Source organism: Pseudomonas sp. SIMBA_068 (genome assembly GCF_046534705.1).
GTDB lineage: Bacteria > Pseudomonadota > Gammaproteobacteria > Pseudomonadales > Pseudomonadaceae > Aquipseudomonas > Aquipseudomonas putida.
In genome coordinates this window covers 138,300-151,101 of the sequence record NZ_JAWRYI010000012.1, presented here as the reverse complement: position 1 = coordinate 151,101, position 12,802 = coordinate 138,300, and the positions used below count along the sequence as shown (strand labels likewise).

Sequence of the window (12,802 nt, the reverse complement as noted above, 5' to 3'; positions counted from 1 at the left end):
ATGAGCCTTAATCCAAGAGACGTGGTGATTGTCGACTTCGGTCGCACGCCAATGGGCCGCTCCAAGGGTGGCATGCACCGCAATACCCGCGCCGAGGACATGTCGGCGCACCTGATCAGCAAGCTGCTGGAGCGTAACGACAAGGTCGACCCGAAGGAAGTCGAGGACGTGATCTGGGGCTGCGTCAACCAGACCCTGGAGCAGGGGTGGAACATCGCCCGCATGGCGTCGCTGATGACCCCGATCCCGCACACTTCTGCAGCGCAGACCGTCAGCCGCCTGTGCGGCTCGTCGATGAGTGCACTGCACACCGCTGCCCAGGCGATCATGACCGGTAACGGTGATGTATTCGTGATTGGCGGGGTGGAGCACATGGGCCACGTCAGCATGATGCACGGCGTCGACCCCAACCCGCACCTGTCCTTGCATGCTGCCAAGGCTTCCGGGATGATGGGCCTGACTGCGGAAATGCTCGGCAAGATGCACGGCATCACCCGTGAGCAGCAGGACCTGTTCGGTGTGCGTTCGCACCAGTTGGCCCACAAGGCCACGGTCGAAGGCAAGTTCAAGGACGAGATCATCCCGATGCAGGGCTATGACGAGAACGGCTTCCTGAAGGTGTTCGATTTCGACGAAACCATTCGCCCGGAAACCACCCTCGAAGGCCTGGCGTCGCTCAAGCCCGCGTTCAACCCGAAAGGCGGTACCGTCACTGCCGGTACCTCGTCGCAGATCACCGACGGCGCTTCGTGCATGATCGTCATGTCCGGCCAGCGTGCGATGGACCTGGGTATCCAGCCATTGGCGGTGATCCGTTCGATGGCGGTGGCCGGTGTCGATCCGGCGATCATGGGTTATGGCCCGGTGCCGTCGACCCAAAAAGCCCTCAAGCGCGCCGGGCTGACCATGGCCGATATCGACTTCATCGAGCTCAACGAAGCCTTTGCTGCACAGGCCTTGCCAGTGCTGAAAGACTTGAAAGTGCTCGACAAGATGGATGAGAAGGTTAACCTGCACGGCGGCGCCATTGCTTTGGGCCACCCGTTCGGTTGCTCCGGGGCGCGCATTTCGGGCACCCTGCTCAACGTCATGAAGCAGAATGGCGGTACCCTGGGGGTGGCGACCATGTGCGTCGGCCTCGGTCAAGGTATCACCACTGTCTTTGAACGCGTCTGATCGCGTTGCGGGACAGCAACCGGGGCCTTGTGCCCCGGTTTTGTTTTTACAGGATTAATTCAAGAGGGTGGGCAACATGCAGATACAACCAGGCGTATACCGGCATTACAAAGGGCCTGAGTACCGTGTCTTCAGCGTTGCGCGGCATTCCGAGAACGAAGAGTGGATGGTGTTCTACCAATGCCTGTATGGTGATTACAGCTTCTGGGTGCGCCCCCTTTTGATGTTCCAGGAGTCTGTCGAGGTTGACGGCGAGCAGGTGCCACGCTTTGCTTTGGTCAAGGCCGAAGAAGGGCTGCCAGGGTTGCTGGGCAAGTCGCACGAGTGATCACCCGAGCTTGACCTCACACTTTTGCCACTATATATAGCGGTGCCGCGTTTGGTACCTGACGCGTTTTTCATTTTCAGATTCAGGAATACTCCGATCCATGGGCAAATCGCTGGTCATTGTGGAATCCCCGGCCAAGGCCAAGACCATCAACAAGTATTTGGGCAACCAGTACGTGGTGAAGTCGAGTATCGGCCATATCCGAGACCTCCCCACCAGCGGTTCGGCCAGCGCAAGCAAAGAGCCAGCCGCCAAGCGTGGCAAGGCCGCGGGGGAGGCTCCGGCGCTGTCGCCGAAAGAAAAGGCCCGCCGCCAGCTGGTGGCACGCATGGGCGTCGACCCGGATCACGGCTGGAAGGCCAAGTACGAGATCCTGCCTGGCAAGGAAAAGGTGATCGAAGAGCTGCGTCGCCTGGCGAAGGATGCCGACACCATCTATCTCGCAACCGACTTGGACCGCGAGGGGGAAGCCATTGCCTGGCACCTGCGCGAAGCCATCGGCGGTGACGACACCCGCTACAAGCGCGTGGTGTTCAACGAAATTACCAAGAAGGCCATCCAGGAGGCTTTCTCGCAGCCAGGCGAGCTGGACATCGACCGGGTCAATGCCCAGCAGGCGCGGCGGTTCCTCGACCGTGTGGTCGGTTACATGGTTTCGCCGCTGCTGTGGGCCAAGATTGCCCGCGGCCTGTCCGCTGGCCGTGTGCAGTCGGTCGCGGTGAAGCTGGTGGTGGAGCGCGAGCGTGAAATCCGCGCATTCATCCCGGAAGAGTATTGGGAGATCCACGCCGACCTCGGTACCGCCAAGAACGCCAAGGTGCGTTTCGAGGTGGCGCGCGAGAAGGGCGAGGCCTTCAAGCCGCTGAACGAAGCCCAGGCCATGGCTGCGCTGGAGAAGCTCAAGGCTTCCAGCTACAGCGTGGTCAAGCGTGAAGACCGCCCGACCAGCAGCAAGCCATCGGCGCCGTTCATTACCTCCACTCTGCAGCAGGCGGCCAGTAACCGCCTGGGCTTCGGGGTGAAGAAGACCATGATGATGGCCCAGCGCTTGTATGAAGCCGGCTACATCACTTACATGCGTACAGACTCGACCAACCTGTCGGTCGACGCCCTGGACATGGCGCGCAACTATATCGAGCGCGAGTTCGGCAAACAGTACCTGCCGGATGCGCCGCTGGTATACGGCAGCAAGGAAGGGGCCCAGGAGGCGCACGAAGCGATTCGTCCTTCCGATGTGAACACCCACCCGACCAAGCTCAGTGGCATGGAGCGCGACGCCGAGCGCCTGTACGAGCTGATCTGGCGCCAGTTCCTGGCCTGCCAGATGCCGCCGGCGCAGTACCTGTCCACCAGCGTCACCGTGGCTGCTGGCGACTTCGAACTGCGTGCCAAGGGCCGTATCCTCAAGTTCGACGGTTATACCCGTGTGTTGCCGCAGCAGAGCAAGCCGGGCGAAGACGACGTGCTGCCAGAGATGGTCCAGGGCGAAGCGCTGAAGCTGATTCAGATCGATCCGAGCCAGCACTTCACCAAGCCACCGGCACGCTTCACTGAAGCCAGCCTGGTCAAGGAAATGGAAAAGCGCGGTATTGGTCGCCCGTCGACCTATGCGGCGATCATCTCGACCATCCAGGACCGTGGCTATGTGACGTTGCACAACCGCCGTTTCTATTCCGAGAAAATGGGCGACATCGTCACCGAGCGCCTGTCGGAAAGCTTCTCCAACCTGATGGACTACGGTTTTACCGCCGACATGGAGGAGAACCTCGACGACGTGGCCCAGGGCGAACGTGACTGGAAGAACGTGCTCGACGAGTTCTACGGCGACTTCAGCAAGAAGCTGCAGACTGCCGAGTCCAGCGAAGGCGGGATGCGCGCCAACCAGCCGACCATGACCAACATTCCGTGCAAGGAATGTGGCCGGCCGATGATGATTCGCACCGCGTCCACCGGTGTGTTCCTGGGTTGCTCGGGTTACACCTTGCCGCCAAAAGAGCGCTGCAAGGCCACCGTCAACCTGGTGCCGGGTGACGAGATTGCCGCTGACGACGAGGGTGAATCGGAATCCCGCGTGCTGCTGGGCAAGCACCGTTGCCCGATCTGCGCCACGGCGATGGACGCCTACCTGCTGGATGAGAAGCACAAACTGCACATTTGCGGTAACAACCCGGATTGCGTGGGCTACGAGATCGAAGAGGGCAGCTACCGCATCAAGGGTTACGAAGGGCCGAGCCTGGAGTGCGACAAGTGTGGCAGCGAGATGCAGTTGAAGACCGGCCGTTTTGGCAAGTTCTTCGGCTGCACCAATCCAACCTGCAAGAACACCCGCAAGCTGCTCAAAAGCGGCGAGGCGGCACCACCGAAGATGGACAAGGTGGACATGCCGGAGCTCAAGTGCGAGAAGGTCGACGACACTTACGTGCTTCGTGACGGCGCTTCGGGGTTGTTCCTGGCCGCCAGCCAGTTCCCGAAAAACCGCGAAACCCGTGCGCCGCTGGTGATGGAAATCGTGCCGCACAAGCACGAAATCGATCCGAAGTACCACTTCCTGTGCGATGCGCCGCAGAAAGATCCGGATGGCCGCCCGACGGTAATCCGCTACAGCCGCAAGACCAAGGAGCAGTACGTGCAGTCCGAAGTCGATGGCAAGCCGACCGGCTGGAAGGCGTTCTACGACGGCAATGCCTGGAAGGTTGAAGACAAGCGCTGATCTTTCAGTACTTTAATTGGGGCCGCTTCGCGCCCCTTCGCGGCACAAGGCCGCTCCTGCAAGGAATCGCGTTCTCTTGTAGGGGCGGCCTTGTGCTGCGAAGGGGCGCGAAGCGGCCCCAATCATTTATGATGCATGTATTCGCCTTGCAGCCTGATGGGAGGGCACAGAAATGGCCCAGGAAACCTACACCCGCACCAACCAGAAACTATTCTTCGCCGGTCTCGCCCTCGAGTCCATGGCCAAGGCTGAACAAAGCCAGGCCATGAACGCCCAAGGCATGGTTCAGGCTGAGCGCGAGTCGGCGCTGTTTCACCTGTATGGCGCGCTGCTGGGCCTATGCCATGAAATCGGAGTCTTCTACCGACTGCCGGTTGTCGCAACGGTCGAGCAGGCGCTGGCCGACGATGCGCTCAATGGCATCGCCATACCGGAAGTGGCCGAGTTGCTGGAATTGGCCCGCCAGCGCGAAACCTGGCTGGCGCAGATGCTGAGTGCTTATGCCGATTTGTTCCGACCACCGGTCGCCAGGAAAGCGCCAAAAACCGACGTCACCCAGCCATTGATCCAGGCCGTCAATCTCGATGAGCCCGAGCATCCTGCGCTGTCGCGTGCCGAGCTGGAAAGCTGGCGCAACAACCTCAAGGGCCTGGTGAGACGTTTCCGCGATGCGTTGAGTGAGTGCTGATAGCCGTTACGGCTGGTACAATATTGGCCTTTCGCGGAGAACTGCCATTTATGTCTACGTCTTTTCTAGAAATTGTCGAGTTGCCTGATGGCCGCATCGAACTGCGTCGCGCCGAGGATGAGGGCTCCCTGGTAACCTTGGATTTCTCGGAAGACGCCAAGGCGTTCCTGCAGGGCCAGCACGTAGAAGTGGCCAAGGCCATGCTCAGCGTGGGTGTGCAGATGGCAGGTCGCCTGATGGATGGCGAGCTTGAGCGTGATGAAGGGCCGCGCGTGCTGCACTGAAGGTGCAGCAGGGCATCAGGTTTGTTCAAATGACAGGCAAAGCCTGAACATCAGCCGAGGCGGATGTTCAGGCTTTGTGCGTTTCCGACACTGGCAGCGCACTGCAATTGCTGGCGTGCAGTGGCGTTGACGTTGCCCAGCCAGCTGACCACGGTGTGGCTGAGGCCCAGGCGCAGGGCTTCGCAGGCCAGTTGCAGCGGGGTTTGGTTAGCGCGAGGTTGCAGCAGCAGGATGCGTTCACGGTTGAGGCCGGCATCGCGCAGCCAGGCCTGGGTCAGGCTCGACGGCGGGGCGATCAGGGTCAGCCAGCGGGCCTCGTCCTCTTCGCTCAGCTCGCGCAGTACCGGTGCCAGCAGGCTTTGGCAGTGCCCGGGGGCGCCGCGCAGCGACAATTCGCTGAACAGTTCGGGCTGGTTGCTCTTGCGCGCCAGTTCGCTGGCTTTCAGGCCCGGTAGTACGGGCTGGGCGAGAAATGCTTCGAACAGGGGCAACTGGGCTTGCTCGGGTGCGTGAATGAACTGCTGCATGACGCCTCCTGGATCAGCGGCGAATGACGCCGACGCTCAAGCCCTCAATCACCAGTTCCTGATCTTTCAGGTCAACTTCGATGGGGGCGAATTCGGGGTTTTCGGCAAGCAGCCAGACCTTGCTGCCTTCACGCTTGAAGCGCTTGACGGTCACTTCGTCACCAATGCGGGCCACGACGATCTGACCGTTGCGGGCTTCGCGGCAGGTGTGAACTGCCAGAAGGTCGCCGTCGAAGATGCCGACGTCCTTCATGCTCATGCCGTGGACGCGCAGCAAATAGTCGGCCTGGGGGTGGAAGAAGGCAGGGTTGATATTGCAGGATTGCTCAATGTGCTGTTCGGCAAGAATTGGCGCACCGGCAGCAACCCTGCCGATGATCGGCAAGCCGCTTTCTTCTGCCTTGGTATCCAGGCCCGGGATGCGGATGCCGCGCGAGGCGCCCGGGGTCATCTCGATAGCGCCCTTGCGGGCGAGGGCCTTGAGGTGCTCCTCGGCAGCGTTGGGCGACTTGAAGCCCAGCTCCTGAGCGATCTCGGCGCGTGTCGGCGGGAAGCCGTTGTCTTCCAGGCAGCGCTTGATGAACGCGAGAATTTCGGCTTGGCGTGGCGTCAGTTTCAACATGGTGAGCGCTCTGTCTTTTTGTACAGTGACTGGGATTATATACAGTACTGGATGCGCTGCAAGCCAAATGGCGCAATAAACCTGAGCGGTGGCGCTTGCAGCCCGCAGCCAGGCTGCTTTTAAATGGCGACCGCCCGGTCACCGAGCCTTGACAGAAGCAGGCCTGAAACGTATGTTTCAAACACCTGTTTGTCTGGCGGAGCACGCGGAGTAGTCATGGCCCAATCGGAAACCGTTGAACGCATTCTCGATGCTGCCGAGCAGCTGTTCGCGGAAAGGGGGTTCGCCGAGACCTCGTTGCGGCTGATCACCAGCAAGGCTGCGGTCAACCTGGCGGCGGTCAACTATCATTTCGGCTCCAAGAAGGCACTTATCCAGGCCGTGTTCTCGCGCTTCCTCGGGCCCTTCTGCGCCAGCCTCGAGCGCGAGCTGGAGCGGCGCCAGGCGAAGCCGGAGCACAAGCCCAGCCTCGAAGAACTGCTGGAAATGCTGGTGGAGCAGGCGTTGGCCGTGCAGCCTCGCAGCAATAACGACCTGTCGATCTTCATGCGCCTGCTGGGCCTGGCCTTCAGCCAGAGCCAGGGCCACCTGCGGCGTTACCTGGAAGACATGTACGGCAAAGTGTTCCGCCGCTACATGCTGCTGGTCAACGAGGCCGCGCCTCGTATTCCGCCACTGGAACTGTTCTGGCGCGTGCACTTCATGCTTGGTGCCGCCGCCTTCAGCATGTCCGGTATAAAGGCCCTGCGGGCAATTGCCGAGACCGACTTTGGCATCAACACCTCGATCGAGCAGGTGATGCGCCTGATGGTACCGTTCCTGGCCGCAGGCATGCGTGCCGACAGCGGCGTCACCGACGAGGCCATGGCCACGGCGCAGCTGCGGCCACGCAGCAAGACTACCGCGATCACCGCCAAGGCCTGAAGGCTGGGCGGGGCAGGGCGCTTCGGCTAAGCTAGCGCCCATGCCCGATCTCGACCTGCTGCACATTTCCCTCGCCGACCAATGCCTGTATGGCTTTGGCCGTGACCAGCTGCGCGTGCGCCTGCCGGTTTCCACGGCGCGCAACGGTGCCGGCGAGCGCAATGGCTCGGGCTGCACGCCGCGTGGCTTGCACCAGGTGCGGGCGAAGATCGGCGCGGGCCTGCCACTTAATGCGGTGCTGGTCGGGCGGCGCTGGACGGGTGAGGTGTGGTCGCCGGCGTTGCACGCGCAATACCCCGGCCGCGACTGGATCCTGACTCGCATCCTCTGGCTAAGCGGCTGCGAACCTGGCGTCAATCGCCTGGGCGCGGTCGACACCTTCCGCCGCTTTATCTACCTGCACGGCACCCCGGATACGGAACCCATGGGCGTAGCGCTGTCCCATGGCTGCATACGCCTGCGCAACACTGACTTGCTTGGCCTGTTCGACCGTATCGGGGTGCATTGCCCGGTGCAGGTCGCAGAGGCCGCATGCCCTGATTGGGCTTCTCTCGTTCTGCAATGAAGGATTACCTATGACCGCCAGCCTGCAAGGCTCCCTGATGGTGGATATCGCCGGTAAATGGCTGACCGCCGAAGACCGTCACTTGCTGCGCCAACCCGAAGTGGCCGGCCTGATCATCTTTGCCCGCAACATCGACAGCCCACGTCAGGTGCGTGAGCTGTGCGCGTCGATCCGTGCCATCCGCCCCGACCTGATTCTGGCGGTGGACCAGGAAGGTGGTCGCGTGCAGCGCCTGCGTCAGGGTTTCGTGCGCCTGCCGGCCATGCGTGCGCTGGCCGATAATGACAACGCCGAATATCTGGCGGAGCAGTGCGGTTGGCTGATGGCGACCGAGGTGCTGGCGGTTGGCCTGGACCTCAGCTTTGCCCCGGTGCTCGACCTGGACCACCAGCGTAGCGCCGTGGTCGGCAGCCGTGCCTTCGAGGGTGACCCGCTGCGTGCCACGCAACTGGCCGGGGCGTTCATTCGCGGTATGAATGCGGCGGGCATGGCTGCCTGTGGCAAACACTTCCCGGGGCATGGCTGGGCCGAGGCTGACTCGCATGTGGCCATTCCCACCGATGAGCGCAGCCTTGAACAATTGCGCCAGGTCGACCTGGTGCCATTCTCGCGCCTGAGCGGGCAATTGGCGGCGGTGATGCCGGCGCATGTCATCTACCCGCAGGTCGACAACCAGCCAGCCGGTTTCTCCCGGCGTTGGCTGCAGGACATCCTGCGCGGCGAGCTGGGCTTTGACGGGGTGATCTTCAGTGATGATCTGTCGATGGCCGGTGCGCATGTGGTGGGTGATGCGGCCAGCCGTATCGAGGCGGCGTTGAGCGCCGGCTGTGACATGGGCCTGGTGTGCAATGACCGGGCGGCAGCAGAGCTGGCACTGAGTGCTGCGCAGCGCATGAAGGTCAAGCCATCGCCGCGGATTGCGCGGATGCGCGGGCAAGGGTTTGCGCGGACCGACTATCGCCAACAGCCGCGCTGGCTGGAGGCGTTGGGGGCGTTGAAGGAAGCTCAGCTGGTCGATTGACTGCGCAGGCCTCTTCGCGGGTTTACCCGCGAAGAGGCCAGTACAGGCAGTACAACATGCTGAATTACCGCCCGCGCTTGCCTGGCAAGGGCGCAAACAGTGCCTCGATTTCTTCATCGCCCATGCGCCATTGCCCAGCCTGCCCGCCATCCAGCAAGCTGGCTGCCAGCGCCGCTTTTTCCTGCTGCAGCAACTGGATCTTCTCTTCAACCGTACCCCGGGTAATGAGCTTGAATACGAACACCGGCTTGTCCTGGCCAATGCGGTAGGCGCGGTCGGTGGCCTGGTTTTCGCTGGCCGGGTTCCACCAGGGGTCGAAGTGGATCACCGTGTCCGCGGCCGTCAGGTTCAAGCCCACGCCACCGGCCTTGAGGCTGATCAGGAACACTTCGCTATCACCCTGCTGGAACTGCTGCACAGGCGTGCGACGGTCCCGGGTATCGCCGGTCAGCAGGCTGTAGCGGATACTGCGCTTTTCCAGCTCCTGCTGGATCAGCGCCAGCATCGAGGTGAACTGCGAGAACAGCAGCACCCGGCGCCCTTCGCTTAACAGCTCTTCGAGCATTTCCAGCAGTGCGCCCAGCTTGCCCTTGTCGGCCTGGTTGCCTTTGCTTTCCACGCCCTTGACCAGCCGCAGGTCGCAGCACACCTGGCGCAGTTTGAGCAGCGCGTCGAGGATGACGATCTGGCTGCGTGCCGCGCCATTGCGGGCGATTTCGTCGCGGACTTTCTTGTCCATGGCCACCCGCACCGCCTCGTAGGTATCGCGCTGGGCGTCGCTGAGCTCGACCCAGTGCACCATCTCGGTCTTGGCCGGCAACTCGGTGGCCACCTGCTCCTTGGTGCGGCGCAGCAGGAACGGGCGGATGCGCGTGACCAGATGGCCCAGCCGCTCAGCGTCGCCATGGCGTTCGATCGGGGTGCGGTAGTCCTGGTTGAAGCGTTTGACATCGCCCAGCCAGCCGGGCATCAGGAAGTGGAAGATCGACCACAGCTCGCCCAGGTTGTTTTCCATCGGCGTGCCGGTCAGGCACAGGCGCTGGCCGGCCTGTAGCTCGCAGACGGCGAGGGCGGCCTTGCTGGTGCTGCTCTTGATGTTCTGCGCCTCGTCCAATACCAGCACGTGCCAGGCCTGGGCGCGCAGGTGTTCGAGGTCGCGTGGCACCAGGGCATAGGTGGTCAGGACCAGGTCGTATTCATGCAGCTTGGCAAAATGCTTGCTGCGACCCGGCCCATGCAGTGCCAGCACGCGCAGGTCGGGGGCAAAGCGCTGGGCTTCGTCCAGCCAGTTGGGTATCAGGCTGGTGGGCATGACCGCCAGGGCCGGTGTGCCCAGGCGCCCGGACTCTTTCTCCAGCAGCAGGTGCGCCAGGGCCTGCAGGGTCTTGCCCAGGCCCATGTCGTCACCGAGGATGCCGCCGGTGCCCATATCGCGCAGTGCCTGTAGCCAGTTCAGGCCCTGCTGCTGATAAGGGCGCAAGCTGGCCTGCAGCCCGGCGGGTGGTTCCACTTGCAGGTCGCGGGCATCGCGCAGGCGGCGGCCCAGATCGCGAACGTGCTCGCCACCCTCCCAGAGCAGGGGCAACCCTTCGATTTCGTTGAGGCGCGCGGCGTCGGCGCGTTCCATGCGTAGCGCCGGGCCCGCTGTGTCTTCGTGCAGGTACAGCTTGCCCAGGGTGCCCATCACGGCCTTGATGCGGCCGTAGGGCAGGGCGACGCGCAACGCCGGGGCATCCAGGCGGCCGCGGTTGAGGTCGATCAGCAGGTGTTCATCGTCACTGCGCCGGGCCAGTTCGTTGGGGCGCAGCAGCTCCGGGCTGCTGCGCAGCAGTTGCAGCACGATTGGCAGCAAGCTGTGACGCTGACCGTCGACCACGATGCCCAGCTCCAGGTCGAACCATTCATGGCCGGGCGCTTCGTCGATGGTGGCGTACCAGTCGTCCACCTCCTGCAGGTTGAAGGCGAAGTCACGGTGGACGTCTATGTTCCAGCCGGCTTGGCGTAGGCGTGGTAGGCCCTCACGGGCGAAGCGCAGCCAGGCTTCGTCGTCGGGCAGTTGGAACATTTCGCCGGCACTGTCGGGCAGGGCCTTGCTCTGGCGAGTGGCGGGTTTGAAGCCCAGGTCACGTAACGCCTTGCGCAGGGCCTGCTCGGCTTGCGGCTGTCGGCGAATTCGCTGGCTGGTATTGCCGACCAGGCGGGTCAACGGCTTTTCGTCATTGCCGCTGGCGCGCAGGTCGTCGTAGTCGAATGCCAGTGCGGCACGGTGTTGCATTTGCCGCTGCATACGCCCGGTCTTGGGCATATAGGCGCTGAATTCGAGGCTGCCCAACGTCAATCGCCCTCTTGGCGTGATGTCTTCGATGTGCTCGGTGCTCACGGCAGTGGGGGTGGGGACGTGACGGTTCAAGGCGTTCAATCGATGACTCAAGGGGATGACCAGATGCTCGGGCACGATGGGCGCGCGTGCAAGCTGGCTGGCAATGAAGGGGTCGAGGTCGTGGCGCAGCATGCCGGTCAGATGCTGCTGCCGGTCAACATAGTGCATGGGCTCGATGGGCACCGCCTGCAACTGCTCGTGACCATTGTGGTACCAGGCGCCACGGTAGCTGCCATTGTCCAGCCTGACCCAGCGGAACTCGGCGTGTAGCTCCGGCCCCGGGGCCAGTGGCGCCAAGTCGTCTTCAAACAGCAGGCGGCCCGTGGCCAGGGCATAGCTGTAGAGCTCACCGCCCGGTTTGCCCTCCAGTTGCACCGTGGACGCCATCGTTTCGCGGCGGGAATCGATCAGGCGCAACAGCCGCGCATCGTCTTCTGTGACGTAGCGAGGCGTGTAGTAGAGCATTTCGGGCATCGATGTGATGCGGCCGATCTTCAGGGTGTCGTCTGCCTGGCGGGTACCTTTGATTGGCTCAAGCCGCCAGAGCCCGTGATCCACCTGGATTCGGTAATAGATTGCCGGGCCTTTGCGCGCTGGCCCTTGAGGCGTTGGTTGCGAGGGGGACTCAAGGGCTTCCACCCATAGGTTGAGGTCCGGTGGCAGCGACAGGGCGGATTGTTCATGGGGGGCTGTGGCGTCGGGGCTGTCCTGCAATTGCAGCAGCGCCGCAACGCAGTGTTTGCAGTTGAGCCCGACTGGGCAGCTGCATTTCCCAAATACCCGCAGGTCCCCATAGTTGACGACCAGGCGGATTATCTGCTGGTAGGTCTCGCCTGCCGAACCCTGGCAGATGGCCTCGATCGTTGCGTCATCCTGCGACAGGATGCGTGCCCGCGCTTGCGCAGCATAGCTGCGGCCTCGTGCCAGCGTGCCGGCCTCGATGAAGTCGACCCAGCCCGGATAGGCCCTTAGTAGCTGCTGCGCATCGCCATCGCTCACATCACTGCTCCATCATCTCCGGGTCCATCACCGGCATTTTCGGCGTGCCCGGTGGCGTGACCTTCAGCAGCACCGCCAGGTGCCCGCCGTCGAGGAAGGTCAGCTGGCCGCCCTTGACGTTGCTGTTGCTCTGCTTGAACTGCTCGCTTTGCAGGACGCTGCCGTTGCCGTCCAGCTGGTTGACCCAGAAGTTGGCCTCGACCGAGATAAAGCGGCCTTCAGCGATGCTCAGGTTGCCTTCGATGGGGAAGTGGCCGAACTGTTCGGTGCCTTCGCCCAGGGCGATGCGGCCAGGCTCGCTGCCGACCTGCTGTTGCCAGGCCTTGTGCATCAATACGGTGTAGTCGGCAGTGGCTTCCAGGCGGGTGGCTTCGTCTTCCAGCGCCAGACGGCGCTCGGCGTCCTTCGCCAGGCGCGGGGCGCCGGCGCTCCAGTCTTCAGGGGCAAACGGGCTGGTGAAGGCAGGCACGCTGTTCTGCCGCACCAGAATCATTTCTACCTGATACAGGCCTTCGGCGAAGGCGGCTGGCGCGAACAGCGCCAGCAGCAGGGTCAGGCAACGGATGGCACGCATGGAT

The 12,802-nt window shown here is 62.7% G+C and carries 12 protein-coding genes; 8 read left to right on the top strand and 4 right to left on the bottom strand.

Annotated elements, in window-relative coordinates; genetic code table 11:
* The 5 genes from fadA (at position 1) to SB756_RS24380 (ending at position 5,186) form a co-directional block, all read left to right on the top strand.
* A complete protein-coding gene (gene fadA, locus SB756_RS24400; protein ID WP_016500745.1) occupies positions 1 to 1,176 on the top strand; it encodes an acetyl-CoA C-acyltransferase FadA in 1,176 nt (391 codons plus the stop codon).
* Positions 1,177 to 1,252: 76 nt separating this feature from the next.
* Positions 1,253 to 1,504, top strand: a complete 252-nt coding sequence (locus tag SB756_RS24395) for a DUF1653 domain-containing protein (RefSeq protein WP_016485639.1) — start codon at positions 1,253 to 1,255, stop codon at positions 1,502 to 1,504.
* 100 nt (positions 1,505 to 1,604) lie between these two features.
* Positions 1,605 to 4,214: a type I DNA topoisomerase gene (gene topA / locus SB756_RS24390; protein ID WP_016500743.1), complete on the top strand. Its 2,610-nt coding sequence runs from the start codon at positions 1,605 to 1,607 to the stop codon at positions 4,212 to 4,214.
* Between the two features lie 172 nt (positions 4,215 to 4,386).
* Positions 4,387 to 4,902 (top strand): DUF6586 family protein, encoded by a 516-nt coding sequence (locus SB756_RS24385; RefSeq protein ID WP_341798047.1) that lies wholly within the window; start codon positions 4,387 to 4,389, stop codon positions 4,900 to 4,902.
* A 50-nt stretch (positions 4,903 to 4,952) separates the two neighbouring features.
* Entirely contained in the window at positions 4,953 to 5,186 is a 234-nt protein-coding gene (locus SB756_RS24380) for a hypothetical protein (protein WP_004376430.1), read from the top strand.
* A 50-nt stretch (positions 5,187 to 5,236) separates the two neighbouring features.
* Here the strand turns inward: SB756_RS24380 and sulA are convergent, their stop codons facing one another.
* Together sulA and lexA are read right to left on the bottom strand one after the other, a co-directional pair.
* Entirely contained in the window at positions 5,237 to 5,713 is a 477-nt protein-coding gene (gene sulA / locus SB756_RS24375; protein ID WP_410912241.1) for an SOS-induced cell division inhibitor SulA, read from the bottom strand.
* A gap of 13 nt (positions 5,714 to 5,726) precedes the next feature.
* Positions 5,727 to 6,335 (bottom strand): transcriptional repressor LexA, encoded by a 609-nt coding sequence (gene lexA, locus SB756_RS24370; protein WP_016500740.1) that lies wholly within the window; start codon positions 6,333 to 6,335, stop codon positions 5,727 to 5,729.
* Between the two features lie 216 nt (positions 6,336 to 6,551).
* On the opposite strand from lexA, the gene SB756_RS24365 reads away from it, so the two are divergent.
* Genes SB756_RS24365 through nagZ form a run of 3 tightly spaced genes read left to right on the top strand, consistent with a single transcriptional unit; the run spans position 6,552 to position 8,845 of the window.
* Positions 6,552 to 7,259, top strand: a complete 708-nt coding sequence (locus SB756_RS24365) for a TetR/AcrR family transcriptional regulator (protein ID WP_410912239.1) — start codon at positions 6,552 to 6,554, stop codon at positions 7,257 to 7,259.
* A gap of 40 nt (positions 7,260 to 7,299) precedes the next feature.
* On the top strand, positions 7,300 to 7,824 hold the full coding sequence (locus tag SB756_RS24360) for a L,D-transpeptidase (RefSeq protein WP_341798048.1): 525 nt from the start codon (positions 7,300 to 7,302) through the stop codon (positions 7,822 to 7,824).
* A gap of 22 nt (positions 7,825 to 7,846) precedes the next feature.
* On the top strand, positions 7,847 to 8,845 hold the full coding sequence (gene nagZ / locus SB756_RS24355) for a beta-N-acetylhexosaminidase (protein ID WP_172439606.1): 999 nt from the start codon (positions 7,847 to 7,849) through the stop codon (positions 8,843 to 8,845).
* A gap of 64 nt (positions 8,846 to 8,909) precedes the next feature.
* Here nagZ and SB756_RS24350 read toward each other — a convergent pair whose 3' ends face one another.
* Together SB756_RS24350 and SB756_RS24345 are read right to left on the bottom strand one after the other, a co-directional pair.
* Entirely contained in the window at positions 8,910 to 12,224 is a 3,315-nt protein-coding gene (locus SB756_RS24350; RefSeq protein ID WP_341798049.1) for a DEAD/DEAH box helicase, read from the bottom strand.
* Between the two features lies 1 nt (position 12,225).
* Positions 12,226 to 12,798, bottom strand: coding sequence for a CsiV family protein (locus SB756_RS24345; protein WP_341798050.1), 573 nt, complete (start codon positions 12,796 to 12,798; stop codon positions 12,226 to 12,228).
* Between the last annotated feature and the right edge of the window lie 4 nt (positions 12,799 to 12,802).